Origin of the sequence: Streptomyces sp. SCUT-3 (genome assembly GCF_014083985.1) — a bacterium.
GTDB lineage: Bacteria > Actinomycetota > Actinomycetes > Streptomycetales > Streptomycetaceae > Streptomyces_H > Streptomyces_H thermolineatus.
Genome location: NZ_CP046907.1, coordinates 2,154,510 through 2,177,652, shown reverse-complemented (window position 1 = coordinate 2,177,652; position 23,143 = coordinate 2,154,510). Strand labels below are relative to the sequence as shown.

Genomic DNA, 23,143 nt, shown 5'->3' with positions numbered 1-23,143 from the left:
GCGGGCGGTGGTCCGCCCCGGGGCCGCTCCGGATCCGCTCCGGGCCCGTCCCAGCGGCCCGGATTCGCTCTGACGGTCCGGGCCCGTCCCGGCGGCCCGGCGGGGCGGGTGTGCCGTGCCGGTCAGGCCGGGACGGCGGCGGCCTCCGCCTCGTGGGCGTCCATGCGCCGGCAGGCGAGCACGGCGGTGGCGGTGTCCTGGCGGGACGCCGCGACGACGAGGACGCGTCCGGCCAGGGTGTGCGCCCGCCGGTGCAGCTCGGCGACCCTGCCGACGGCCCCGCCGGGGCTGTCGGCGGCGGAGGGGAACTGCTGCGCGCCGAGGCGGGCCGGGGCCCGGCCGCTGCGCAGCCCGCTGATGCGGCGGGCGATCTCCTCGGCGGCCCGGTCGAGATCCGGCGACGGGGCCGAGGCGCGCAGTTCGTCGGTCACGGTCAGCAGGGCGGCCAGGTGTCCGGCGAGCTGGATGTCGAGTTCCTCCTCGCGGCTGCGGCGGGGAGGCTCGGGCGAGGGGCTCGTGGAGTGGACCGACTTCGAGCGGATCGGCTCGTACATGGGTGCCTCCTGAAAACAATCAGGAGGCCATCCTAACTTGGACTTGGTCTAAAATACGAGCCGATGCAGCCGTCTTTCCGCGTGAACGCGCAGGGGCGCGCAGGAATGCGCAGGGACCGGCCGTCCCCCGAGGGGCGGCTGGTCCCTGCGCGTCGTGCCCGGGTCCGTGCCCGGGCCGGTGGCGGGTCAGTGCTGGGCGTAGCCGTCCAGGAAGTTGCCGATCCGGGTCACGGCGTCCTTCAGCTCCTCCGCCCTGGGCAGCGTCACCAGGCGGAAGTGGTCCGGCTCCGGCCAGTTGAATCCGGTGCCCTGGACGACCAGGATCCGCTCGGCCCGCAGCAGGTCCAGCACCATCTGCTGGTCGTCCTTGACCGGGTAGACCTTCGGGTCCAGCCGGGGGAAGGCGTACAGGGCGCCCCGCGGCTTGACGCAGGACACTCCGGGGATCTGCGTCAGCAGCTCGTACGCGGCGTCGCGCTGCTCCAGCAGCCGCCCGCCGGGCAGGACCAGGTCCTTGATCGACTGGTGCCCGCCCAGCGCCGTGGCCACCGCGTGCTGGGCCGGCACGTTGGCGCACAGCCGCATGTTGGCCAGCACGGTCAGGCCCTCGATGTAGCTGCTCGCGTGCTCCTTCGGGCCGCACACCGCCAGCCAGCCGCTGCGGTAGCCGGCCACCCGGTACGCCTTCGACAGGCCGTTGAAGGTCAGTGTGAGCAGGTCCGGGGCGACGGCGGCGGTGGGGGTGTGGGTCGCGTCGTCGTAGAGGATCTTGTCGTAGATCTCGTCGGAGCAGACCACCAGGCCGTGGCGGCGGGCGATGTCGGTCAGCCCGCGCAGCAGCTCCTCGTCGTACACCGCGCCCGTGGGGTTGTTGGGGTTGATGACGACGATGGCCTTGGTGCGGTCGGTGACCTTGCTCTCGATGTCGGCCAGGTCCGGGTACCAGTCCGCCTGCTCGTCGCAGCGGTAGTGGACCGCCGTGCCGCCGGAGAGCGAGACCGACGCCGTCCACAGCGGGTAGTCCGGGGCGGGGACGAGCACCTCGTCGCCGTCGTCCAGCAGCGCCTGCATCGCCATCTGGATCAGCTCGGACGCGCCGTTGCCCAGGTAGACGTCCTCGACGTCGAGCTCGACGCCCTTGGTCTGGTAGTGCTGCACCACGGCGCGGCGGGCCGTCAGTATGCCCTTGGAGTCGCCGTAGCCGTGCGCCGTGCCCAGCGTGCGCAGCATGTCCTCGAGGATCTCCGGCGGGCACTCGAAGCCGAAGGGGGCCGGGTTGCCGGTGTTGAGCTTGAGGATGCGGTGACCGGCGGCCTCCAGCCGCATCGCCTCCTCCAGCACCGGGCCGCGGATGTCGTAGCAGACGTTGGCGAGCTTCGTGGACTGGATCACCTGCATGTTCGCAGCCTACGGGGACGTAACGGACAGCGCCGAGTGTTTTCCGCCACGCAGGGGTACTGGACCGGGACGGGGGGGACGGGTCGGAGGAGGACCGAGAGGGGCGGAGAGGGGCGGAAGAGGGGCTGCGGGGGGCCGGAGAGGGGCGTCGCGGCGGCGGCACGTGCCGAATCGAAACCGGCGGTACCTGGTGGACCTCACCCGTTATGGCTAACGTCACCTTTGGCAGTGTGTTCGTCGCAATGCGTCGTTACCCTGGCCATGCCCGTGACATGGGGAGAGACGGGGGGACGGAGAGAGTGCCCACTGCGATCGGCGCCACCGGGGAGGACCTGGTGCTGCCCGCGACGGACCGGCAGACGCCCGCGGCCGTGGTGCTCGGGCACCCGGAGCAGCAGCCGCTGGACCGGCAGCTCGCCGACGTCACGGCGGTGCTGGACCACTACGGCCACCTGGTCGTCGTCGTGCCCTCCTGGCTGCCCGCCCCGGCCCGGCAGCGGCTGCACACCGTCCGCTCGATCCTGGAGAGCGACCGGATCGCCCTGGTGGAGTCGGACCTGCCGCCCCTGGCGGTGGCCGTCCTCGTCCAGCAGCTGCGCCAGCTGTCCCTGTACGACCTCGGCCCAGGCGTCCTCGGCGGCGCCGTGCGCCTGCTGTCCCACTACGTCCACGCCGGTGCGCTGCTGGGCAGCGTCGCTCGGCTGGACCGCGTCGAGGTGGACTTCAGGTCCCACCTGAAGTCCTACGTCCCCGGGCGGCAGTTCGCCGTCCTGGCGAACCCGTCGCCGCTGCTGCTGGAGGCCGACGGCAACGTCCGGCTGCCCGGCCCGGACTTCTCCACCCACCTGACCTTCGGGGCCCGGGGCACCGGCGGGGAGTGGGTGCGCGAGCGCCTCGCCCCCCAGTGGCGGCCCCAGTTGGTGCGCGAGGTGGCCCTGCCCGAGTGGTCGGGCAGGTGGTGGGGGACGGGCAAGGTCGTGGAGTTCGCCGCCCACATCCCCGACGTCGGCGTCCTGTACCAGCTCGTCGCCTCCGTGCGGCGGGAGAACTGCGGCTGGTGCGGCCTCGAACTGATCGGTGACCGCTGCCCCTTCTGCGCGGCGCCGGTGGGCCCGCCCGCCCCGTCCGTCCCCTCCGTCACCACCGTGTCCGAGTGATTGGTCCGACCTTCGATGAACTCACGCCAGCGACGAGGCGTCATCCTGCTCGTGCTGTCCGTCCTGTGCGCCTTCGCGGTCTTCGCGGGCGTGCTGTCCGTGATCAGTGACGTGGAGTCAAAGGTGGGGCCGGAGACCACGGCCTACCGCCTCACCCGGAACGTGCCCGCCCACACGGCGGTGACCGAGGAGCAGTTCGAGAAGATAGAGATGCCCGAGCGCTGGCTCTCCGACACCGCGGTGACGGACCTGGCGGACATCAGGGGGAAGGTCGCGGTCACCTCCCTGAAGAAGGGCTCCCTGCTGCAGAGCGACATGATCGCCGACCGGCCCGCTCTCAGGCCGGGGCAGCAGGAGATCGCCATCATGATCGACGCGGAGACCGGGGTTGCCGGCAAGATCAATCCTGGTGCGACGGTGAACATCTTCGCGACCTTCGACGGTGGCAAGGAACGCGAGGAGCCCGTCTCCAAGATCATCGTATCGAACGCCCGGGTGATCGACGTCGGCAAGCTCACCGCCCTCCAGGACGACGACGCCCGCGGCCCGAGCAGGGCCGTGCCCATCACCTTCGCCCTCTCCGCCCTCGACGCCCAGCGCGTCGCCTACGCCGAGTCGTTCGCCACCCACGTGCGCCTCGCCCTGGTGGCCCCCGGCAGCGACACCAGCCTCCGGCCCGGCGAACGCACCTACACCCTCGACGGCGACAAGTGAGAACCGCATGATCACCCGCATCCTCTGCGCGATCGGCGACGCCGACACCGCCCGCCACACCACCACCCTGACCGGGCAGCTCCCGGGGGCCGAACCCGGCCCCGTCCTCGCGGACTCCACCGCACTGCTCGACACCCTGGGGCGGCTGGCCGCCGAGTCGGTGGAGGAACTGCCCGAGGTCGTCCTCGTCCACGAGCGGATCGGGCCCGTCCCCGCCCTCGAACTCGTCCGCGAGGTCGCCCTGCGCTTCCCCGCGGTCGGCGTCGTCCTGCTCTCCGCCGAGACCGGGCCCGCCCTGTACTCCGCCGCCATGGACGCCGGTGCCCGCGGCCTGGTCGGCCTGCCCCTGTCCTACGACGAACTGGCCACCCGCGTGCAGGCCGCCGCCGCCTGGGCGTCCGGGGTGCGGCGCCACCTCGGCGCCGGGGGGCAGGCCCCCTCCGGGCCCGCCGGCACCCTGGTCACCGTCACCGGCGCCAAGGGCGGTGTCGGCACCACCGTCACCGCCGTGCAGCTCGCCCTCGCCGCCCGCGCCTCCGGCCGCAGCGTCGCCCTGGTCGACATGGACCTCCAGGCCGGCGACGTCGCCTCCTACCTCGACGTGCAGTTCCGCCGATCCGTCGCCGACCTCGCCGAGATCACCGACATCTCCCCCCGCGTCCTCCAGGACGCCATGTTCAGCCACGCCACCGGCGTCTTCCTGCTCCTCGCCCCCGCCGAGGGCGAACGCGGCGAGGAGGTCGGCGACCGGGCGGCCCGCCAGGTGATCGGCGCCCTGCGCTCCCGCTTCGAGGTCGTCGTCGTCGACTGCGGCAGCCAGATGAACGGCGCCAACGCCGTCGCCGTGGAGACGGCCGACACCGCTCTGCTCGTCACCACCCCCGACGTGGTCGCGGTGCGCGCCGCCAAGCGGATGGTGCGGCTGTGGGACCGCCTGCAGATCCGCAAGGCGGAGGACACCGTCGTCGTGGTCAACCGGCACAGCCGCAACAGCGAGATCCAGCCCGCCCTCGTCGAACGGCTCACCGGCACCCGGGCCGCCCGCGCCGCCGTCCCCGCCGCCTTCAAGGAGCTCCAGCCGGTCGTCGACAGCGGCCGGATGCAGGACCTGGACAACCGCAGCAGCGTCAAGCAGGCCCTGTGGGCGCTCGCAGCCGAGATCGGCCTGGTCGAGGCCGCCCCCGACCGGCAGGGGAAGTCCGGCGGCGCCCTCGTGCCCGCCCCCCGCGGCCGGGGCCGGGGCCGCGGCGGCGACCGGGGGTCCTTCGCCGTGGCACGGCGCGGCGGCACCCACCGCGGGGCCAGGGGCAGGGGAGGCCCGGCCGGCGCCCCGGGGAGCGACGACCGCGGCCAGGTCGCGATCGAGACCCTCGGCCTCACCCCGATGATCCTGGCCGTCCTCGTCGTGCTGTGGCAGTTCGTGCTCACCGGCTACACCTTCACCCTCGCCGGCAACGCCGCCGACGAGGCGGTCCGCGCCGCCGCGGCCGCCGAGGGCGACCCCGGGGCCGCCGCGGACGCCGCCGCCCGCGCCCACCTGCCCGGCGCCTGGAACGCCTCGGTCAGCACCGGGAGCGGCGGCGGGATGGTCACCGCCGACGTCCGGCTGAGGGTTCCGGTGCTCTTCCCCGGCGGCGTCGACTTCCCCTTCTCCGTCACCGGCAGCGCCGGCGCGGCCCAGGAGGACCTGGGATGACCGGCAACGCACCCCGCCCCCCGGCCCGCCGCGACCCCCGCGGCGGGCGCGGCTCCCGTGCCGGGCGCGGCCCCTGCGGCGGGCGCGGCCCGCACGGCGGGCGCGAACGGGGCTCGGCCTCCGTGGAGTTCCTCGGCTTCCTGCCCCTGCTGCTCCTGGTGACCCTGGCGGGCGTCCAGCTCGGCCTCGTCGCCTACGCCGCCTCCCAGGCCGGCACCGCCGCCCGCGCCGCGGCCCGCGCCGAGAGCCGCGAGGAGCTGGAGCTGAGCGGGTCCGCCGCGGGGCTGGCGGCCATGAGCTCCTGGCTGCGCGACGGGGCGACCGTGACCGTCTCAGGAGACGAGGCGGTCCGCGCCACCGTCAGCGTCCGCGTCCCGTCCGTGGTCCCCGGCTGGGAGTTCGACCCCGTGGAACGGTCGGCCGTCATGCCCGGCGACTGAACCCCGCGGCCCCGCGCCGGGACACCGCACCGGCAGCCCGCCCCGCCCGACCACCACGACGGCCCGACCACCACGACAGACGGAAAGGAGACCGGCGATGAGCCTGCGCGCGCGCATCGCAGCGCCCGAGGAGACCTCCGAACAGAACCAGGAGAGCCGTCTCGTCGCGGTCTACCGCGCCAAACTGCTCCAGGAGATCGACCTCGCCGAGATGTCCGCGCTCGCCGCGGGGGAGCGGCGGCTGCGCCTGGAGAGGGTCCTCGGGCACATCATCAGCCGCGAGGGCCCCGTGCTGTCCACCCGCGAGAGGGCCTCCCTCATCCGCCGCGTGGTCGACGAGGCACTCGGCCTGGGCGTCCTCGAACCGCTCCTGGAGGACGCCTCGATCACCGAGATCATGGTCAACGGCCCCGACCACGTCTACGTCGAGCGCAACGGCAGGGTCGAGCTGCTGCCCACCCGCTTCGCCAGCACCGAGCAGCTGATGCAGACCATCGAGCGCATCGTCTCCACCGTCAACCGCCGCGTCGACGAGTCCAACCCGATGGTCGACGCCCGCCTGCCCTCCGGCGAGCGCGTCAACGTCATCATCCCGCCGCTCGCCCTCACCGGGCCCACCCTCACCATCCGCCGGTTCCCCCGCTCCTACCGGCTCACCGAGCTGATCGAGCTCGGCACCCTGGACGAGGCCATGCTCGTCCTGCTCGCCTCCCTGGTGCGCGCCAGGTTCAACATCATCGTCTCCGGCGCCACCGGATCCGGGAAGACCACGCTTCTCAACGCCCTCTCCGGCCTCATCCCCGACCACGAGCGCATCATCACCGTCGAGGACGCCGCCGAGCTCCAGCTCCAGCAGCAGCACGTCATCCGCCTGGAGACCCGCCCGCCCAACGTCGAGGGCAAGGGGCAGGTCACCGTCCGCGATCTGGTCCGCAACTCCCTGCGCATGCGGCCCGACCGCATCATCGTCGGCGAGGTCCGCGGCGGCGAGACCCTCGACATGCTCCAGGCGATGTCCACCGGCCACGACGGCTCCCTGGCCACCGTCCACGCCAACTCCGCCGAGGACGCCGTCATGCGCCTGCAGACCCTCGCCTCCATGAGCGAGGTCGAGATCCCCTTCGAGGCGCTGCGCGACCAGATCAACTCGGCCGTCGACGTCATCGTGCAGCTCACCCGCGGGGCCGACGGCCGGCGCCGGATCACCGAGATCGCCGCCCTGTCCTCCCGCGGCCGGGAGGTCTTCCGGCTCGCCACCGTCACCTGGTTCCGGGCCGAGCCACTGGACGCCGAACGCACCGTGCGCGGCACCTTCGAGCACTACCCGCTGCCCCGCCGCGTCGCCGACCGCCTCCTCATGGCCGGCGAGGCGGTCCCCGCGGCGCACGGGGTCGCCCTGTCCGACGACCACCTCGCCCTCCGGGAGGCCAAGTGACGGACGTCCTCGCCCGCGCCACCGTCGGCGCGGCGCTGGTTGCCTGCGCCCTCGCCGTGTGGGGCGTGCACTCCTGGGTCACCGGCCGGGCCCGGCAGCAGGAACTGGTGGACCGCCTCACCACCCCCGGCACACCGCAGGCCCCCGGCCGGCGGCGCCGCTTCGCCGGCCTCGACGCCCGCGTCCGGCGCACCCGCTTCGGCCGGGGCGTCGAACGCCGCCTCGCCGTCACCGGCACCGACATCACCCCCGGCGAGTTCACCGCCGCCCTGGCCGCCGCCATGGCCGTCGCGTGGGCCGCCGCGCAGGCCGCCCTCGCCCCGTTCTTCGGCCCCATCGCGGCCGGGGCCGCCCTGTGGGGCTGCTTCGCCTTCCTGTCCTGGCGCCGCCAGAAGCGCATCGAGAAGTTCATCAACCAGCTCCCCGAACTCTCCCGAGTGCTGGCCAACGCCACCTCCGCGGGACTCGCCCTGCGCACCTCCATCGCCATGGCCGCCGAGGAACTCGACGCCCCCGCGGGCGAGGAACTGGCCAAGGTCGCCAGCGCACTGGCCGTCGGTCAGCCCGTCGAGGAGGCTCTCGGCGAGCTCCAGGAGCGGCTCCCCTCCCGCGAACTCGCCGTCCTGGTCACCACCCTGATCCTCTCCAGCCGCGCCGGCGGCTCCCTCGTCGGCTCGCTGCGCAACCTCACCGAGACCCTGGAGGAACGCAAGGAGACCCGGCGCGAGATCAGGACCCAGCTCTCCCAGGTCACCGTCACCGCCTACACGGTGCCCGTCATCGGCGTCGGGTCGCTCCTGCTCATCGACAACGTCCGCCCCGGGGCCATCGAGGCCATGACCTCCTCCGGCCTCGGACGCGCCGCCGTCGTCGTCGCCCTCGCCCTCTACGCCGTCGGGTTCGTCCTCATCCGCCGCATGTCCAGGATCGACGTGTGAGCGCGCCGTCCGTGAACCACACAGGGAGGAACACCCGGTGACCGCACTGCTGCTCGCCCTGGCCGCCGGCCTGTGCGCCGCCGGCGCAGCCTGGGGCATCGCCCTGTACCGCCGGGAGACCAAGCTCCCCGGCGACCTCGCCCTCGCCCTCGAGGTCGGCTCCACCCGCACCACCGCCGTCGGCTCGGCCGTCGACCGCCTCGGCATGCGCTGGGCGCCCCTGGTGCTGCGCCTGATGGGCCCGGTCCGCGTCGAACGGATCCGGCGCAGGCTCGACCACGCGGGCAACCCCAACGGCCTGACCGTCGACCGCTACGCCGCCCGCCGCGCCGTCTACGGCGCCCTGGGGCTGGTCGGCGCACTCGTCTTCCTCGGCAAGGGCAACCTGCTGGTCGCGGCGATGCTGGCCGCCTTCGGCCTGTGGTGGACCGACCTGGGCATCGTGCTCGCCGTCCGCGAACGCAAGGAGGTCATCGACCGCACCCTGCCCGACTTCCTCGACGTCCTCGCCGTCGTCGTCGGCGCCGGGCTCGGCTTCCGCCAAGCCCTGGAACGCGTCTCCGACAAGTACAAGGGCCCCTGGGCCGACGAGGTCCGCATCACCCTGCGCCAGATGGACATGGGCGTCAGCCGCCGCCAGGCCTTCGACGAACTGCGCAGGCGCAACGACAGCGAGCAGGTCGCCCAGTTCGTCACCGCCCTCCAGCAGGGCGAGGAGCTCGGCGCGCCGATCACCGACACCCTCGTGCAGATCGCCAACGACATGCGCCGCACCGACGCCCAGAACGCCCGACGGCGCGCCGCGCGGGCCGTGCCCAAGGCGACCGGCGTCGTCACCACCTTCATGGTCCCCGCCACCATGATCCTGCTGATCGCCGGCCTCTTCCTCGGCTCCGGCGCCGACCTCGGATCACTGACGGGCGAATGACGTGGACGCGGCGATAAGCGGGGCGGGCGCGGGGCCGGGAACGGCGCCGGGGCCGGGCTCGGGCTCGGGGGCATGGACGGGGACGGGGGTGGGAGCGGGGACCGGCACCGGCTCCGGCGCTGTTCCCGGCTCCGGAGTCGGCACCGACGAGGCCGGCACCCGCCTCCAGGTGTCCGCCCTCCAGGCCCTGTGTCGGCAGGTCTTCGGCTTCCGCCTCGCCCTCATCGCCGTCGCCGGCCCCATAGCACTGGTCCGCGTCGCCCCCGGCTACCCCTCGTACCTCATCGGCACCGCCGTGGTCGCCACCTTCATGGGCTCCTACCTGCTCTTCCGCGACTGGGAGCGGTTCGGCCCCGTCCTGCTGCGCCACCCGGCGCTCCTGGCCCTCGACACCCTCTTCGCCGCCCTGCTGCTGGTCGTCGCCACCCCGGACAGCCCCCTCGCCTACCTCACCGCGTCCACCCCGCTGCTCGCCGGCCTCGTCTACGGAGCGAAGGGCGGCGCACTGTTCACCGTCCTGCAGGGCGCGCTGCTGGCCGTCGTCCTCACCGCCCGCGCCCGCGTCGACCCGATCACGGCCACCGACCTCCTCCTGCCCGGCTTCTACGCCGTCGCGGGCGGCGCCGGGGTCTCCCTGCGCCGACTGATGCTCCGCTTCGGCGCGGCCACCCGCGCCCTGACCGAGACGCAGGCCCGGCTCGCCGTCAGCGAGGCCGTGAGCAGCGAACGCGCCCGCCTGGCACGGGAGATGCACGACTCCGTCGCCAAGACCCTGCACGGCCTCGCCCTGGCCGCCGACGGCCTCGCCGCCACGGCGGCCGCGGGCCGTCCCGACCCGGTCGGCGTCCGCGTCCAGGCCGAACTCGTCGGCCGGGCGGCCCGCCGCGCGGCCGCCGAGTCCCGCGAACTTCTCGACGACCTGCGCCGCGAGACCGGCATCGACGGGCACGGCATCGTCCTCGCCGACGAACTCGCCGCCCGGGTGGCCGACTTCGGACGGCGCAGCAACCTGGCCGTCAGCTTCCGGCCGGTCGGCGCGGCCCCCGTGCCGCTGCTGCCGCCCGCCGTCGCCCGGCAACTGCTCGGCGTCGTCGGCGAGGCCCTGGACAACGCCGCCCGCCACGCGGCGCCCACCAGGGTCGACGTCGAAGCCGGGGTCGACGACGCGATGCTGCGGATCAGCGTGCGCGACGACGGCCGGGGCCTGCCGCCCGGCACCGACCTGGAAGGACTCCGCCGCGCCGGCCACTTCGGCCTCGTCGGCATGGTCGAACGGGCCGCCGGGATCGGCGCCCGCATCCGCATCGGCCGCGGCCGGGCCAGGACCGGCACCGAGGTCCGCCTCGAACTCCCCGTCGCCGCACTGCTGACCGCCGCCCCCGCCGGCCTGCCCCTGCTCCCGCCCCGGCACCCCGCCGCAGGCGGGCCGGGGTGCCGGGGCGCCGCGACCGGCAGGCCCCCCGAACCCCCGGTTCCCCCCGAACCCACTGCCTGAGCCCGCCGCACCCACCACCCGCCGCACCTACCGCCCGTCGCACCCACCGCCGACCTCACTCTCCACCGACCGTTCGTGAAAGGAGGCCCGCATGAGCACCGACCCGCCGTCCGTGCCGCCCCGCGGGGGCGGCCCCTTCCCGGCGCTCCCGGAACCCCAGGCCCTGCGCGTGGTGGTCGCCGACGACAATCCCGTGGTCAGGGCCGGCCTGACCGCCCTCCTGACCGGACGGGCCGACATCGAGGTCGTCGCCGAGGCCGCCGACGGGCGCCAGGCGGTGGAGGCGGCCGCGGCCCACCGCCCCGACGTGGTGCTGCTCGACGTCCGCATGCCCGGCGTGGACGGCATTTCGGCCCTGCCCTACCTCGTCGGGCTCGCCCCGGTCCTCATGCTCACCTACAGCCGCGAGAGCGAGATCGTGCGCGAGGCGCTGCGCCTGGGCGCGGGCGGCTACCTGGTCCACGGGGAGTTCACCGCCGAGCAACTGGTCGCGGCGGTCCGCGACGTCAGGGAGGGCCGCGCCCACTTCACCGCCACCCCGGCCACCGCCCTGCTCCAGCAGGTGCGCGGCGGAGCCGCCCCCGGTCACGGCCCGGCGTACGGCCCCGGACGGGGGCCTGCGCCGGAGTGGCCCCCGGCGGGCCCGGGGCCGACGGCGCACCGCCCGGGGGCGGGCGAACCCCCGACCGAATATTTGCAACCGCAACACCCTGCTTCGCAAATGCAACCGTTTGTGGCACAGTCGTCGTCCGGACACTCGAAGCCCGCGCCCGCCGACCGGGCACGTCACGGCCTGAGCCGACGGGAGGAAGAGGTGATGGAGCTGATCGCCGCCGGCATGAGCAACCAGCAGATCGCAGCGGCCTGCTTCATCAGCGAGAAGACCGTCAAGAACCACATCAACCGGATCTTCGCCAAACTGCACGCCGCCAGCCGCAGCGAGGCCATCGCCACCTGGCTCGGCACGGCCCGGAACCGGACGGCAGGTGGACACCGTGACTGAACGAACGAACCGTCACCCCCTTTGCTGGGCCCGATTTTGGGCCCACGGACCCTCCACCGGAACAGGCGCCCCGTACTACGGTGACCGCATCACCACGTCGGCGGGAACACCGGAAAAGGGGGGCCACCATGATGGTCCGCATCAACAACTGGAAGAACACCACGGTCGCGGCGATCGCGCGTCGCGCGGACAGGGGCCAGACCGCGGTGGAGTACCTGGGCATCATCGTGGTGGTCGTGGCCATCGTCCTCGCCATCACCGGCACGGACATCGGCACCACGATCTACAACGCCATCACCAACGAGATCGCCGAGCTCACCGGCTGATACCGGGGCGTCGCCGCTTCAACGACAAAGGGCAGGCCTTTCCGCTGTACATGACAGCGGCGATGGGCCTGCTCTTTGTCGCGCTCGCGTACTTCGCCGTCGGGCAGGCCGCCGTCCTGCGCAACGGCGCGCAGACCGCCGCCGACGCCGCCGCGCTCGCAGCGGCCCAGGAGACCCGGGACCGGCTCTGGCTGGACATCGAGGACCTCGTCGGCGGTGACGACCTGGACGGTCTGGAAGACCTTCTGGACGGCCGCGGCCCCGTGACGGACCAGGGGTGCGCCGAGGCGCAGCGCTTCGCCGCCGAGAACAATGCCGACAGCATCGGCTGCGAGCGGCAGTACAGGCCCCTGGGTTACACCGTCCGGGTCGAGACGCGTGACACCGTCGGGGACACGATCGTTCCTGGCGTCGAGGACGACAAGGCCACCGCCGAAGCAACCGCTGTCGTCGAGCCGCGATGCAGCCTGGACCTCGAAGACCCCAAGAACGGGGTGATCGAGTGCGACGGCGAGGACTGGACCATCGACCCGGACGATCTCGATTCCCTCCCGGACGCGGCAGACCTGTTCTCCGTGCGCCTCTCCGACTGAACCAGCGAACGCCGACAGAAGGAACAGACACGTCATGGACATCCGACTCACTACCAAAGCCCGCAGGAGGCTTGTGGCAGTGGTGATGGCGGCGAGTGTCGCCTTCACCGTGGCGGGCTGCGGGGGGGAGGAGGACAGCGGGAAGACGAAAGACTCCCCCAAGGCGAGCAGCGGCCAGAGCAAGGAGCCTGTGAAGGACCCTTCGGAAGAACCCGAGTCCGAGGAGGTCCTGGCCCGGATCAAGGGCGCGGACGGAGTGGTGGTCACCATCACCTCGGCCCAGCGGGACTCCGGGGGATTCGTCACTGTCAACGGGCAGCTCGAGAACACCGGGGAGGACATGTTCACCGCAGGCCTCTGGCGCGGGCAGGAGACGGAGCTCCTGAAGAACGGGGCTTCCACCGCCGGGGCCGTCCTGGTCGACAAGGCGGGCAAGAAGAAGTACTTCGTCCTGCGGGACACGGATGGCGGTTGCCTGTGCACGACAGGCCTCAACGCGATCAAGCCCGGTGAGAAGCGCGACATCTTCGCCCAGTTCCCCGCGCCGCCGGAGGACGTCACGGAGGTGGACTTCCAGTTGCCCACCATGCCGCCCGCGACGATCGCGATCTCGGGGTGAACGGCGCGATGAACCGTTTCAGCGTGGTGGCCGCCGCGTGCGCCGCCGTGCTCCTCGCCTCCGGCCTGGGGACGGGCGCGGCGTTCGCGGAGGACGGGCCCGGGGAGGCCAAGACGCCGCCCCCGCCCGTCGAGGTGGACGGCGAGGACCCCGACCTCAAGCTTCCCGAGGGCGCCACCCTGGCCGAACCCCGGGTGCTGGACGTCAAGTTCGTCGTGGAGGCCGGCGAGGAGGGGGAGGAGCGGCGCGAGGAGTCCAACGAGGACACCATGGTCGCCCTCCAGTCCGAAGTCCTGTTCTCCAAGGACAGCGCCAGGCTGAGCAGTGAGGCGAGGTCCCGCATCGTCGGTGTCGCCGACGAGATCGAGGAGCAGGGGGCGAGGGCGGTCAGGGTCTTCGGCTTCACCGACGACCTCGGCTCCGCGGCCCACGGCGACAAGCTGTCCAAGCAGCGCGCCGACGCCGTCTACAAGGTGCTCGCCAAGGAACTCGGCCCCGACGTGCGGTTCGACGTGCGCGGCTACGGCGAGGACTACCCGATCGCCGACAACTCCACCGAGGAGGGCCGCAAGAAGAACCGCCGGGTCGAGATCTCCTTCCCCAAGACCCGCGACTGACGGGGCTGTTGCCGCTGCCGCCGACGACGCCGGGGCCGGTCCGGGGCCGGGGCCGGTCCGGGCGGCCCCGGCAGGCGGTCCCCGGCCGACGGGCCCCGGCCCGCCGTCCCCCGTCCCGGTTGGGCCCGGGGCTGGGCCCTGGGGCCCGTGCCGCGGGTGGTGTCCGTCGCGCAGCATCGTGAGGGACCGGGGTACGCACCTGCGGCACCGGGCGACGGCGACAGCGACGGCGACGGGACGGGAAGGTTCGGGATGGGTTTCGGCAGGAGGGCCGACGACGGCCACCTCTACGGCGGCGGTTCCCCCGGTCGCGGGCCCGGTGCCGCGGCCGGTCGTGGCACCGGCCGTGCCGACGCGTTCTTCGCGCTGGTCCGGTCCTGGGCGGTGGGCATCGTCGTGCTGCTGCTCTGCTCGGTGTTCGCCACCCTCGCCGTCTTCGAGCCGCTGGCCTCGGCGCAGCGACTGGAGTCCCTCGGCTGGCGCGTGTTCCTGCTGCACCTGCCGGCGACGGTGGGCTCCGGGCTGGCGGCCCTCGCCGCCGCCCGCGTGCACCCCGAACCGTTCCGCTCCTCGCCGGGCGGGCACCTGCTGGCCTGCCTGGCGGTGCCGCTGGGCTCGCTGGTGTTCTCCCTGGTGACCTCCTGGGAGGTGCTGCTCCCGGAGGGCATCTGGCTGTCCACGCTCGCCGTGCTCGCGGGCTGCCTGGCCGCCGTGGCCGCCGACCTCGCCCTGGACCGCCGCCACGACCGGCAGGCAGTGTGACTCGCGGCGTGGTTCAGGCGATCCTGCGAACCGGCTGCTCCGTGATGCGGGCGACGGTCTCGAAGTCGGAGTCGGCGTGCAGCAGTGTCAGTTTGTGGTGCACGGCGGTTACGGCGACCAACGGTCACCGGGGCGCCGTCCGGGGTTCGCCGTGCGCCGCTTCGGGGAGGACCGTCACCGTCGTGCCCGGGGCGAGGCCCCAGCGGCGCATCGCGCCGGCCTCGGCCTCCAGGACGTGGCGGGCCTGCAGGCGCAGGGCGCCGAGGCGGCCCGGGGGCATGGTGCGCACCGCGATCACCCGCATCCGCCGGTCCAGGTGCGCCACGTCGATGGGGAACCGCATGCGGAAGGTGTGCACGCTGCTCGCCGGGGTCAGCAGCAGTGCGCCCTCGATGCCGTCCCGGCCGAGGAGCCCGCGGGTGCGGGCCCGGTAGGAGGCGGCGATCTCCAGCGGCACCACCGTCTCCGTGCCGTCGTCCCGCCCGATCCGCAGCCGTGCCGTGCCGTCGCGCCAACGCACCGTTCGGCCCCTCCTTTTCCCCGCCCGTACCGTCTACCGTTCCGCCGGGGCGGTCCTGACCCGGACCGTCCGGGCCACGACCACCCGCGAGGAGACGCGTGAACGCTTCGCTGCCCGCCGTCCTGGCCGTCTCGGCCGCAGTCGTGTGCGGCGCGGCGGCCGGCGCCGTGCTGCCCCGGGCGGCGTACCGGCTCAGTGTGGAGCCGGAGGAGCCGTGGCGCACCGCCTGCCCGGCCGGGCACCCGTTCGGGCGTGGCCTGCGCGGGCTCCTGGGGCCGGGCCGCTGCCGTGCCTGCCCCGCCGGGTACGCAGCGTACGGGCCGAACCCGGCCGCTGTCAGCGCGACGACGGCGCTGCTGTGCGCGGCGGTCGCGCTCGTCGTCGGGGCGCGGCCGGAGCTGGCGGCCTGGCTGCTCCTGGTGCCGCTGGGGGTGCTGATGGCCCTGGTCGACGGGGCCGTGCACCGCCTGCCCGACGTGCTCACCCTCCCCGCCGCCGCGGGCACGGTCGCCCTGCTGGGAGTGGCTGCCCTCCTGCCCGGCGCGGCGCCCGGCACGTCCTGGACGCGGGCGCTGCTGGGCGCGGCGGCGCTGACCGCCTTCTACTTCGTGCTGTTCGTGGTCAACCCGGCCGGGATGGGCTTCGGCGACGTCAAGCTCGCCGCGGTGGTCGGTGCGGCGCTGGGCTGGTACGGCTGGCCGGTGCTGCTGGCGGGGGCGTTCGCAGGCCTGCTGCTGGGCGCGGTGTACGGGGTCGGGCTGGTGCTGCTGCGCCGGGCCGACCGCCGCACCGCCGTGCCGTTCGGCCCGTTCATGCTGGCCGGCGCCCTGATCGGCGTCTGCTTGGGCGCCTCCGCCGCCTGACCCGGCCCGGCGGGGAACGAGCGGGGGCCTCGCGGGCGCCGTGGGCGGCGTACGCGAGGCCCTGTCGTGCGGTGCGTCAGTCCGCCAGTTCCGCCCACAGGCGGACGATGGAGGGGCTGCCGAACGAGGCCGCGGTGAGCATCACCGAGTTCATTCCCGTGGGGCCCGACGCCGTGCCGGGCAGCATGTACAACCGTCCCGCCTCGGGGGCCGAGGCGATCAGCTCCGCGCGGCCGTCGCGGTTGAAGTCCCGCAACCGGACCGAGTCGCCGAGCCAGCCCTCCTCGGTGGCCTCGCCCTCGATGCCGGGGGTGCCGTAGTCGTACCAGCGGGCGCCGGTGCCCGTGACGCCGGACGGGCCGCCGCGCAGGACGGTGACGCCGCCCGACCGGAAGAGGCCGTCGCCGATGATCTCCCCGGCCACGCCGACTGCGAGGTCCGGGTAGCCGTCGCCGTCGGTGTCGGCGGCCGAGACGTCGCTGCCGAAGTAGTCGGCGCTCTCGGGGGTGCCGGGCACCCCGGACGTGGACTGGGTGATGGTCCTCGCCGAGCCGCTGGGGCCGGTTGAGGTGCCGGGCAGGATGTACACGGCGCCGCCGGAGCCCCCGCCGCGCCGGCTGCCGAGCGTCAGGTCGCCGTAGCCGTCCTTGTCGTAGTCGGCGACGGTGACACTGGCCTCCGTGAGGGAGGCGCGGGCCGGCAGGTTCACCTTCTTGGTCTTGGTGGGGCCGCCGGACCCGCCCTTGTAGAACCAGACGCGGTTGCTGCTGGTGTCCCAGTCGTGGCCGAGGACCGCGAAGTCGGCGGTGCCGTCGCCGGTGATCCTCCCGGAGGCGACCACGTCCGGGGAGATGTTCTCGCCGTCGATGGGGTCGAGGTTCGTGGCGGTGCCGCGGGAGCCGGACTTGGTGAACGGGCCCCGCAGGTACCAGATGTTGTCGTCGTCGACGGAGACGAGGTCCTGCTTGCCGTCGGCGTTGTAGTCGCCGACCGCGATGTCCTTGCCGAACCCCTTGTGCTTGTACTTCGGGTTCCGGTACGAGCTGCCGCTGGTCAGGCCGGAGGCCGAGCCCCACAGGACGGTGACCGTGCCGTGGTACTCGCCCGCGTTCTCGCCCGGGGCGGTGGCGATCACATCGGCGTAGCCGTCGCTGTTCATGTCCCGGACGGTGATGTCCGAGCCGAAGTTGTCGTCGGTCTCGGCGGCGCCGGGGATGCCCGGACTGTTCTGCGAGACGACCGTGAGCCGGCCGAAGTCGAGGCCGCTCGCGGACCCGTAGACCACGGCGACGGCTCCGGCCTTGCTCACACCGCCGACGGTGGCGCCCCTGTTGCCGACGGCGAGGTCGCGGTATCCATCGCCGTTGAAGTCGTCGGCGTGCTTGGCGGCCGCGGCGGCCGCCGGGACGGGCCAGGCGATCGGGGCGAGGCCCGCCGCCAGCAGGGCGGTCGCGGCGGTCGTGACGCGTATGCGCATGAAGTCGTCCTGGGGAAAGAGGTGGTTGGTGAGCGGAAGACCACCGGCGAGGAACGGAAGTTGTACGGGAAGCCCGAAACGGGCAACGGGCAACGGGCAACGGGCAACGGGCAACGGGCGGAGGGCGGTCGGAGCGCCGCCGCGGGACGGCTCAGACCGCCGCAGGCCGGTCCGGCTGGGGAGGCTCGGGAGCCCCGGCGTCTGCGGCTCCGTCGGCGTCGGCCCCGGGCGGGTCGGCGGGGCGGCGGTCGGTCCTGGAGAGGACCCCCGAGACGCTGTGACCGGGCCAGGGCTCGCGCCGGGTGCGGGGCAGGGGTACCTCCACGAGTCGGCCGTCGTACATCATCCACAGGCCGAAGCAGTCGTCGTCCTGGTCGTGGACGAGCACCTGCACCGAATGCGGATCGGGCCAGGGCAGCGATTCCAGGTGTGCGAGGAGCCCGTGCCAGTTGAGACGCCAGAACTCCACGATCCAGGCGTCGAAGCCCCCGTTGACCCGGACGAAGCACTGGTGCCACTCCCGGTTCTCGTCGGGCAGGGTGAGGGGTCTCATGACCTCCTCGGCGCCCCTGGCGATGACGATGACCTCGGCGTCTCTGCTCATCCGTGCAGTGTCCGGCACCGTCCGGCGGTCGTCACCGGGTTTTCGTGCACGGGCCGGTGGGGCAGCAGGCCTCCGGGACCTGCCGGTCCGGGGTCGGACCCGGCAGTGCAGCCGTGGCCGGGACCGGGACCGGGGCCGCGTCGATCTCGAACCAGACCGTCTTCCCGCCGCCTGTGCCGCCTCCGACGCCTCCGACGGCCGGGGGCTCGGCGCCCCAGCGGTCGGTGACCGCCGCCACCAGCGCCAGGCCGCGCCCGGACTCCTCCCACTCGCCCGCCTCCCGCAGGGCGGGCAGCAGCGGCGAGGCGTCGCGCACCTCGACGCGGACCCCGGCGGGCCGGCGCCGCACGGTCACCGCGCAGCGGCCGTCGGGGGCGTGGGCGGCGACGTTCGCCAGGAGCTCGGTGACGGCCAGTTCCGCCGCGTCGGCCGCCTCCGGCATGCGCCACAGGCGCAGGTGGGCGCGGAGGATCCGGCGGACCTCACGGGGCGCGTCCGGACCCGCCGTCAACGCGCGGCGGCAACGCACCGGAAAGAGTCGGGTGTCGGTGTTCTCGCAGATCCCGACGGACACATGGATCGGTTTCACGCTTCGAGCCTGCACCACCGCGACTACTCTGAGCTGCCTTCCGAACACAACCCGTGGCTTCGTTCGTGCGGCTGCGGACAGGAGCGAGGGGACACCTGTGGTGAACATCCGCAATCTGGACTCCGGGTCGTCCGTGCTGGCCTTCTTCGGCGCGGAGTTGCGCCGGCTGCGGGAGGCCGCGGGGCTGACGCAGAAGCAGCTCGGCGAGGTCATCTACTGCACGGGGTCGCTGGTCGGGCAGATCGAGACGGCCCGCAAGCCCCCGACCCGCGAGTTCACCGAACGCGCGGACGCCGGACTCGGCGCGGAGGGAGCACTGCTGCGGCTGTGGCCGCTGGTGAGCCGCAACTCACTGCCGCCGTGGTTTCGCGAGTTCGCAGAACTGGAGGCCACGGCCACCACCATCTGCACCTTCCAGAGCCAACTGGTGCACGGTCTGCTGCAGACCGAGGAGTACGCCCGCGCGGTCTTCTCCTCCTACCGGCCGCAGAACCTGGAACAGAAGGTCACGGCCCGCATGGAGCGCCAGCGGATCCTGCAACGGGCCGATCCGCCGGTTCTGTGGTTGGTGCTCGACGAGGCCGTGCTGCGCCGTCCCGTCGGCGGTGCGGGAGTGATGTACGCCCAACTCGCCCGCCTGTTGGAATGTCTCAGTCATCCCCTGGTCCACGTCCAGGTGCTTCCCGCAGCCGTCGGGGAGCACCCCGGTCTCCTGGGTTCGTTCACCGTCCTCACGTTCGACGACACCCCGGACATCGCCTACTCGGAGAGCTACGAGGCAGGACAGGTCATCATCAATCCACAAGCTGTGAAGGCACGTTCGCTTCGCTACGATCTGCTGCGAGCCACCGCCCTGTCTCCTCAGGACTCGGCGGACCTGATCGCCGACGCGATGGAGGACCTGCATGGGCAGCAGTCAGGACCGGACCGGAGCACAGTGGCGTAAGTCCAGTTACAGCGGTGACACCGGGGGCGAGTGCGTCGAGGTGGCGGCCGTGGACGGCGGGATCGCCGTCCGCGACTCCAAGGACCCCGACGGGCCCCGGCTGACCTTCACGGCCGACGGGTTCGCCGCGTTCGTCGCGGCCGCCGCCTCCGGCGGGCTGCGCCGGGCGTAGGACCGCACCCGGCGCAACTCGGAGCCCCCTCCGCCGCGCAGGCCGTCCGGTGGGAACACCGGGCCGGTCAGCGCGGCGGAGCGCTGTCCGGCGGCGGCAGGTACGCCGCCGCCAGGGGGCGGTAGCGCATGCCGAGGCTGCGGTAGAGGCGCAGGGCGGCGTGGTTGGAGTCGTCCACCAGCAGGGCCGCGCGGCCGTGGCGGGACAGTGCCTCGGACAGGACGAAGGTGCAGACGTCGCGGGCGTGGCCCCGGCCCCGGGCGTCGGGGCGGGTGGCGACGCCCGAGATCAGGGCGGCGTCCGGCGCCGACCAGGCGAGGGTGGCCACGGCCGCGAGTCGGCCGTCCGGCTCGCGTACGCCGGCCCAGGTGTGGACGCCCGGCACGCCCGGCTTGGCGTAGGAGGCGGGGAACCCGGCCTCGACGAGGCGGGCCACCTCCGGTTCGGCGGACCCGGGCAGCCACTCGGCCTTGCCCGCCGGTGTGCCCGCGGGCAGCGGCCCGGTGTCCTCCATCCAGCCGAGGTCGGCGGCGAGGGCCAGTTCCGGGAGCATGTCCACCAGCGCGTGGACCAGGGCGCGGTCGCCGAGCAGCCGGTGGGTGGGGCCGACTTCGGCGAGCACCGCGCGCACGAGGGGGGCTGCGGCGTCGGCCGGTCCGTGGACGACGAGCCGGTCGTGGACGGACAGCTGCGGGGCCGCGACGGCGACGGCCCGTCCGTCCGTGCCGGTCCACGCCCGGCTGCGGCCGGTGGAGTGGGGTCGCAGGCCCTGCGCCGCCCACGCGCACCGGAGGTCGCCGCCGCAGAGGGCGAGCAGCTCTTCGTGGTCGTGTATCTCCCGCACGGTTGAAGAGTGTGCCGCACCCCGGGTGCGGTCACGCCGCGCAACGGCATCCCGGTCGTCCAACCTCCTCCTGCAGCAACGGCGTTGGGTCCGCAGTGGGGCCCTGGGGCTCATGCGGGTGGGTCCGGGCCGCTCGTACCGTCCGTGCCGCAGCCCGCCGTCGGCGGGCCGTGGCAGGGGAGGGGAGGGCGCGATGCTGCGTGGCAGCAGGCGGGGGGAGCGGCGTCGGCCGGCACGGCGGACGGGCCGAATACGGGCGGGGCGGCACCTGCGGCAGGAGTCCGACGATCGTCCGGGAGCGGCCGCCCGTCCCGGCGACCGCACCGCACCCCGGTGGGCGGCGGGCGACCGGGGGGCGACGGCGGCGGACTACCTGGGGACGGTCGTGGTGGTCGCGGCGATCGCCGTGGCGCTGTCGACCACCGGCATCGGCACCCAGGTGTACGAGGGCATCGGGACGGCGATCTGCCGCCTGACCGGCGGGACTTCGTGCGGCACGGGTAACGGCGCGGCCGGGCCGGGGCAGGGGCGTACCGACAGCGACTACGAGCCCAAGCTGTGCAACACCGCCAGCTTCGAGGACAGGGCCGGCAGCGAGGTGAAGGTCGGCTGGTTCACCTTCGGCGAGGAGTACGGCTTCCGCCAGCAGGAGTTCGAGGCCCCGGACGGCTCCACGAAGGTCTACCTGACGTTCACCGACGCCGCGTCCGTCGGCGCCAAGGGCTCGCCGAAGCTGGGGGTCCGGGCCGGGAACCTGGGCGCCGAGAAGGTGGACATCGGCGGAGGCATCAAGATCACCAACGGTGACACCTGGGTCTTCGACAGCCCCGAGGACGCGGAGAGGTTCCGCGACGACCTCGAGGAGCTCAAGACCTGGGAGGCGTCCATGAAGCACGGGGGCGCCGGCAACTGGTACGGCGCCTACAAGTACGGCGAGAAGTACGAGGAGATCGACCGCAAGCTGGGGGAGCAGCACATCAGCTTCGGACGCATCGCCCTGGAGGCGAGCGCCGAACTGGCGCTGAAGAAGTCGGCACCGGACGCGAAGGCGCTCGGCGCCCAGCTCGGCGGCAAGCTGAAGGTCGCCCCCGAGGCGACCGTCACGAACAACAACGCCTCCGACCCTCCCACCCGCGGGTACACCTACCAGTTCCAGCTGGAGTACGCGGGGAACGCGGCGGTCGAAGCAGGCCCGGCCCAGTTGAAACTGGAGGCCGGCGAGGCGCGCACCGGCACCATGACCGTCACCCGCTACGAGGACGGCTCCCTGGCCCGCATCGACATGACGCAGTCGGTCGAGGGCCGGGGCAACGACTCGGCGCGGCTGGGCGGGAAGACGGAGGAGGGCAACGGCGGCTCCGGCAACGCGTCCGAGAAGCAGCGGACCACCGTGATCACCACCAACAGCATCTCCTTCCCGCCCGGCGACGACGACCCGGCCGTCGAGGCGGACCGGCGGACGGCCGAGGACTGGCTGGACGGCTCGGGCGACAACACCGCGCCCTTCCGGTACCTCTTCGGCGACCACGCGCCCACGGAGCGGCCCGGCGCCGACGACCCCTTCGGGCAGCTGATGTTCGAGAAGGGGGAGTCCAGCCGCACCCGCTACCTGGGGATCTCCAACGCCCAGGAGTACGGCTTCGAGGTCAACCTAGGCCTCAGCCTCGGGGCGAGGATCAACTTCGAGGAGTCCGCGCAGGAACTGCAGGAGGCCGAGTTCCTGGGAGCGCCCAAGGCCGACGGCACACGTTCCTACGTACCGTTCAGCTACTGCGCGAACTGAGCCGGCACGCCGATCCGGAAGACCCGGAAGACCCGACCGAGGGAGACAGACCGCCATGCGGAGAACACTCAGCGCACTCGCCGCAGCCGTCGCCACGGCCGGGCTGCTCGCCGCCGGCACCGTGACCGGCTGCGGCGCGGGGACGGGCGCGTCCGCGGGGGAGGACTGGAAGCGGCTGGAGGCCGGCCGGGGCGCGGTCGCCGTGTCGTACCCGCCGGACTGGCGCAAGCGGGGGAACGGGGGCGACGGGGCCGAGGCCGTCCTGGAGCGCGACGGCCGGACGGTGGCCCGGCTCGTGGTGAAGCCCCGGTTCATGACGGGCGGGACGGTGGGCGTGGCGGCCGCCGGGGCGATGGCCTCGCTGCAGCCCGGCGCGAAGATCCTGGGCAACGAGCAGGTGGAGATCGACGGCCGGGAGGCGGAGCGGATCCGCTACTCCTACGAGGGCGACGACGGGGCCGGCCCGATGCGGGGGCTGGACGTGGTGGCGCTGGACGCGGACGACGAACCGCTGCTGGTGAGGATCACCGCGGGCCGGGACGCCGTGGAGGAGTCGCTCCTGGAACGCATCGCGGACAGCGTCGAACTGGGCTGATCCCGGCCCCTGCCCTCCGCCCCGGCACCCGGCACCCTGCCCTCCGCCCCGGCACCCGGCACCCGGCCCCCCCGC

26 protein-coding genes are annotated in these 23,143 nt (G+C 73.6%); 19 read left to right on the top strand and 7 right to left on the bottom strand.

Features of this window, described 5'->3' with window-relative positions; genetic code table 11:
- Positions 1–122 precede the first annotated feature (122 nt).
- Both GQS52_RS09490 and GQS52_RS09485 read right to left on the bottom strand, forming a co-directional pair.
- On the bottom strand, positions 123–554 hold the full coding sequence (locus tag GQS52_RS09490; protein WP_182312972.1) for a hypothetical protein: 432 nt from the start codon (positions 552–554) through the stop codon (positions 123–125).
- A gap of 186 nt (positions 555–740) precedes the next feature.
- Positions 741–1,952 carry a pyridoxal phosphate-dependent aminotransferase gene (locus tag GQS52_RS09485; RefSeq protein ID WP_182312971.1) on the bottom strand — a complete coding sequence of 404 codons (1,212 nt, stop codon included), beginning with the start codon at positions 1,950–1,952 and terminating at the stop codon, positions 741–743.
- A gap of 299 nt (positions 1,953–2,251) precedes the next feature.
- On the opposite strand from GQS52_RS09485, the gene GQS52_RS09480 reads away from it, so the two are divergent.
- The 14 genes from GQS52_RS09480 to GQS52_RS09415 all read left to right on the top strand — a co-directional run bounded on the left by GQS52_RS09480 (position 2,252) and on the right by GQS52_RS09415 (position 14,675).
- Positions 2,252–3,109, top strand: a complete 858-nt coding sequence (locus tag GQS52_RS09480) for a zinc ribbon domain-containing protein (protein ID WP_259370676.1) — start codon at positions 2,252–2,254, stop codon at positions 3,107–3,109.
- Between the two features lie 15 nt (positions 3,110–3,124).
- The gene (gene cpaB, locus GQS52_RS09475; protein ID WP_182312969.1) at positions 3,125–3,823 is read left to right on the top strand and encodes a Flp pilus assembly protein CpaB; all 699 of its coding nucleotides are present in this window, start codon (positions 3,125–3,127) and stop codon (positions 3,821–3,823) included.
- A gap of 7 nt (positions 3,824–3,830) precedes the next feature.
- On the top strand, positions 3,831–5,519 hold the full coding sequence (locus tag GQS52_RS09470) for an AAA family ATPase (protein ID WP_182312968.1): 1,689 nt from the start codon (positions 3,831–3,833) through the stop codon (positions 5,517–5,519).
- Positions 5,516–5,959 (top strand): TadE/TadG family type IV pilus assembly protein, encoded by a 444-nt coding sequence (locus GQS52_RS09465; protein WP_182312967.1) that lies wholly within the window; start codon positions 5,516–5,518, stop codon positions 5,957–5,959. The genes GQS52_RS09470 and GQS52_RS09465 overlap by 4 nt, the downstream gene beginning before the upstream one ends.
- A 97-nt stretch (positions 5,960–6,056) precedes the next feature.
- The gene (locus GQS52_RS09460; protein ID WP_182312966.1) at positions 6,057–7,394 is read left to right on the top strand and encodes a CpaF family protein; all 1,338 of its coding nucleotides are present in this window, start codon (positions 6,057–6,059) and stop codon (positions 7,392–7,394) included.
- Complete coding sequence (locus tag GQS52_RS09455) at positions 7,391–8,332, top strand: type II secretion system F family protein (RefSeq protein WP_182312965.1); 942 nt, start codon at positions 7,391–7,393, stop codon at positions 8,330–8,332. Before GQS52_RS09460 ends, GQS52_RS09455 begins: the two co-directional genes overlap by 4 nt.
- Before the next feature lie 37 nt (positions 8,333–8,369).
- Positions 8,370–9,260, top strand: a complete 891-nt coding sequence (locus GQS52_RS09450; protein WP_182312964.1) for a DUF5936 domain-containing protein — start codon at positions 8,370–8,372, stop codon at positions 9,258–9,260.
- Between the two features lie 88 nt (positions 9,261–9,348).
- A complete protein-coding gene (locus GQS52_RS09445; RefSeq protein WP_182312963.1) occupies positions 9,349–10,755 on the top strand; it encodes a histidine kinase in 1,407 nt (468 codons plus the stop codon).
- A 91-nt stretch (positions 10,756–10,846) separates the two neighbouring features.
- Positions 10,847–11,758, top strand: coding sequence for a response regulator transcription factor (locus GQS52_RS09440; protein ID WP_182312962.1), 912 nt, complete (start codon positions 10,847–10,849; stop codon positions 11,756–11,758).
- A 140-nt stretch (positions 11,759–11,898) separates the two neighbouring features.
- Positions 11,899–12,084: a hypothetical protein gene (locus tag GQS52_RS09435; RefSeq protein ID WP_182316331.1), complete on the top strand. Its 186-nt coding sequence runs from the start codon at positions 11,899–11,901 to the stop codon at positions 12,082–12,084.
- The gene (locus GQS52_RS09430; protein WP_346268271.1) at positions 12,081–12,677 is read left to right on the top strand and encodes a pilus assembly protein TadG-related protein; all 597 of its coding nucleotides are present in this window, start codon (positions 12,081–12,083) and stop codon (positions 12,675–12,677) included. Before GQS52_RS09435 ends, GQS52_RS09430 begins: the two co-directional genes overlap by 4 nt.
- A 34-nt stretch (positions 12,678–12,711) precedes the next feature.
- Positions 12,712–13,296: a hypothetical protein gene (locus GQS52_RS09425; RefSeq protein WP_182312961.1), complete on the top strand. Its 585-nt coding sequence runs from the start codon at positions 12,712–12,714 to the stop codon at positions 13,294–13,296.
- 8 nt (positions 13,297–13,304) lie between these two features.
- Positions 13,305–13,913 (top strand): OmpA family protein, encoded by a 609-nt coding sequence (locus tag GQS52_RS09420; RefSeq protein WP_182312960.1) that lies wholly within the window; start codon positions 13,305–13,307, stop codon positions 13,911–13,913.
- Positions 13,914–14,165: 252 nt separating this feature from the next.
- Positions 14,166–14,675: a hypothetical protein gene (locus GQS52_RS09415; protein WP_182312959.1), complete on the top strand. Its 510-nt coding sequence runs from the start codon at positions 14,166–14,168 to the stop codon at positions 14,673–14,675.
- Positions 14,676–14,799: 124 nt separating this feature from the next.
- Here the strand turns inward: GQS52_RS09415 and GQS52_RS09405 are convergent, their stop codons facing one another.
- Positions 14,800–15,168, bottom strand: coding sequence for a DUF192 domain-containing protein (locus GQS52_RS09405; RefSeq protein WP_259371081.1), 369 nt, complete (start codon positions 15,166–15,168; stop codon positions 14,800–14,802).
- A gap of 137 nt (positions 15,169–15,305) precedes the next feature.
- Between GQS52_RS09405 and GQS52_RS09400 the strand changes: the two genes are divergently transcribed.
- Complete coding sequence (locus tag GQS52_RS09400) at positions 15,306–16,058, top strand: A24 family peptidase (RefSeq protein WP_182316329.1); 753 nt, start codon at positions 15,306–15,308, stop codon at positions 16,056–16,058.
- A 76-nt stretch (positions 16,059–16,134) separates the two neighbouring features.
- Here the strand turns inward: GQS52_RS09400 and GQS52_RS09395 are convergent, their stop codons facing one another.
- The 3 genes from GQS52_RS09395 to GQS52_RS09385 all read right to left on the bottom strand — a co-directional run bounded on the left by GQS52_RS09395 (position 16,135) and on the right by GQS52_RS09385 (position 18,728).
- The gene (locus tag GQS52_RS09395) at positions 16,135–17,535 is read right to left on the bottom strand and encodes an FG-GAP-like repeat-containing protein (RefSeq protein ID WP_182312957.1); all 1,401 of its coding nucleotides are present in this window, start codon (positions 17,533–17,535) and stop codon (positions 16,135–16,137) included.
- A gap of 151 nt (positions 17,536–17,686) precedes the next feature.
- Positions 17,687–18,139, bottom strand: coding sequence for a hypothetical protein (locus GQS52_RS09390; RefSeq protein ID WP_259370674.1), 453 nt, complete (start codon positions 18,137–18,139; stop codon positions 17,687–17,689).
- Between the two features lie 31 nt (positions 18,140–18,170).
- Positions 18,171–18,728, bottom strand: coding sequence for an ATP-binding protein (locus GQS52_RS09385; RefSeq protein WP_259370673.1), 558 nt, complete (start codon positions 18,726–18,728; stop codon positions 18,171–18,173).
- A 100-nt stretch (positions 18,729–18,828) separates the two neighbouring features.
- On the opposite strand from GQS52_RS09385, the gene GQS52_RS09380 reads away from it, so the two are divergent.
- Both GQS52_RS09380 and GQS52_RS09375 read left to right on the top strand, forming a co-directional pair.
- Positions 18,829–19,674: a helix-turn-helix transcriptional regulator gene (locus GQS52_RS09380; RefSeq protein ID WP_346268232.1), complete on the top strand. Its 846-nt coding sequence runs from the start codon at positions 18,829–18,831 to the stop codon at positions 19,672–19,674.
- Complete coding sequence (locus GQS52_RS09375) at positions 19,634–19,846, top strand: DUF397 domain-containing protein (protein WP_182312954.1); 213 nt, start codon at positions 19,634–19,636, stop codon at positions 19,844–19,846. Before GQS52_RS09380 ends, GQS52_RS09375 begins: the two co-directional genes overlap by 41 nt.
- Positions 19,847–19,913: 67 nt before the next feature.
- Here the strand turns inward: GQS52_RS09375 and GQS52_RS27625 are convergent, their stop codons facing one another.
- Positions 19,914–20,690, bottom strand: a complete 777-nt coding sequence (locus tag GQS52_RS27625) for a GNAT family N-acetyltransferase (RefSeq protein WP_259370672.1) — start codon at positions 20,688–20,690, stop codon at positions 19,914–19,916.
- Between the two features lie 193 nt (positions 20,691–20,883).
- Here GQS52_RS27625 and GQS52_RS09365 point away from each other — a divergent pair, with 193 nt between their 5' ends.
- Positions 20,884–22,473 (top strand): hypothetical protein, encoded by a 1,590-nt coding sequence (locus GQS52_RS09365; RefSeq protein WP_182312953.1) that lies wholly within the window; start codon positions 20,884–20,886, stop codon positions 22,471–22,473.
- Between the two features lie 55 nt (positions 22,474–22,528).
- Positions 22,529–23,068, top strand: a complete 540-nt coding sequence (locus tag GQS52_RS09360; protein ID WP_182312952.1) for a hypothetical protein — start codon at positions 22,529–22,531, stop codon at positions 23,066–23,068.
- The last annotated feature ends 75 nt before the right edge of the window (positions 23,069–23,143 follow it).